Below are 1518 nucleotides of genomic sequence, written 5' to 3'. Positions count from 1 at the left end.
ACCAGCAACGAGCCGGCCGCCGCGACGCCCCGGGCGGTCGCCGCCTCACCCTCGGGATGCGCGAGCGTGTGCAGCGCGGTCGGTCCGGCCAGCACCGGGGCGGCGAGCCGGGCGCCGAACAGCTCGACCTCGGTGCTGACCCGGGAGACATCGCGGAAGAGCCGCGGGACGAACCGCCACTCGCGCCAGGCCGCCGCGGCCTCGTCCCGGGTGACTTGGGCGCCAAAGCCGTCCCGGTAGTAGTCGTAGACGGCTGCGGGGAGGATCGCCCGGGCGGCTTCCTCCTGCATCGTCAGGCTCCGCGGGTCAGGATTCGGTCCAGGGCGGCCACGTCGTCCGCGGTGAGGCGCCACTGCCCGGCGGCGGCGTTCGCCCGTACCTGGTCCGGGGTCGTGGCGCCGGCGATCACGCTGGTCACCGCCGGCTGCGCGGCGAGGCCGGCGATCGCCACGTCGAGCAGGCTGTGCCCGAGCTCCTTGCCGTACGCGGTCAGCGCCTCGATGGTGTCCCAGTCCGCCCCGTCCAGCCAGCGCTGATACCGCTCCTGGGCCAGCCGGGTGCCCTCGGCCGGCGGCGTGCCGCGCTGGTATTTGCCGCTGAGCAGGCCGCTGTCCAGCGGGAAGAACGGCAGCAGGCCCAGCCCGAACTGCTCACACGCCGGCACGACCTCGTCCTCGACCTCGCGGTGCAACAGGCTGTACTGATTTTGCGCACTGATGAACGGGGTGAGGCCGGCGGTCCGGGCCGTCCAGTCCGCGTCGGCGATCTGCCAGCCCGCGAAGTTGGAGTTGCCCAGGTAGCGGACCTTGCCGCTGCGGACCAGGTCGTCCAGCGCCGACAGGGTCTCCTCGATCGGGGTGGCCTCGTCGGGGGTGTGAAGCTGGTACAGGTCGATGTGGTCGGTGCCGAGCCGGCGCAGCGAGGCCTCGACCGCCCGGATGATGTACGACCGGGAGCCGCGGGCGCCGTGGTCCGCGCCGTTGAGGCCTTCCATGTCCATGCCGAACTTGGTCGCCAGCACGACCTCGTCGCGCCGGCCCTGCAGAGCCGCGCCCAGGCACTCCTCGGAACTGCCGTGCGGGGTCCCGTAGATGTCGGCGGTGTCGAACAGCGTGATCCCCGCGTCGAGCGCCGCGTCGACGACCGCCCGGGTGCCGTCGACGTCGAGCTTGCGGCCGAAGTTGTTGCAGCCGATGCCGACGACCGAGACGACCAGGCCCGAGGTGCCGAGGCGGCGGTAGGTCATGTCACTCATGATCCGAGCCTATGCCGACGAGGTTGCCGAAATAATCTGGCAATACATCAGCTGGTGTCTATTGACACACAGTGTTAACCATTTGATGCTGTGAGAGCGCTCTCACGGGCGTCCCCCATCCCCTGCGCCGTCCGTCTCCCGAGGAGTCATCGTGCGTATCAGATCCATGGCCGCCCGCCGCGCGATGTCCAGGCCCAGGCCGGTCGAGCCCTGCTCGCTCTCGCCGCGGCGCAGGGCCTTCTCCGGGTCGTCGATGCCCGGCC

At 71.1% G+C, this 1518-nt stretch carries 2 protein-coding genes; both read right to left on the bottom strand.

Annotated features, from left to right (window positions below):
* Positions 1-290 (bottom strand): alpha-hydroxy-acid oxidizing protein (locus AB0C29_RS47945; protein WP_360834984.1); only part of this gene is annotated, 290 nt, incomplete at its 3' end.
* Positions 291-292: 2 nt separating this feature from the next.
* On the bottom strand, positions 293-1255 hold the full coding sequence (locus AB0C29_RS47940; RefSeq protein ID WP_360834982.1) for an aldo/keto reductase: 963 nt from the start codon (positions 1253-1255) through the stop codon (positions 293-295).
* Positions 1256-1518: the final 263 nt, after the last annotated feature.

It is taken from the genome of Actinoplanes sp. NPDC048791 (genome assembly GCF_040650095.1).
GTDB lineage: Bacteria > Actinomycetota > Actinomycetes > Mycobacteriales > Micromonosporaceae > Actinoplanes.
The sequence above is the reverse complement of the archived record's forward strand: the minus strand, read 5'-3'. Positions and strand labels throughout refer to the sequence as shown.

What these genes read in the sequence shown, in the direction of transcription:
- AB0C29_RS47940 (WP_360834982.1), bottom strand. Translation starts at nt 1,255, where the DNA reads ATGAGTGACATGACCTACCGCCGCCTCGGCACCTCGGGCCTGGTCGTC.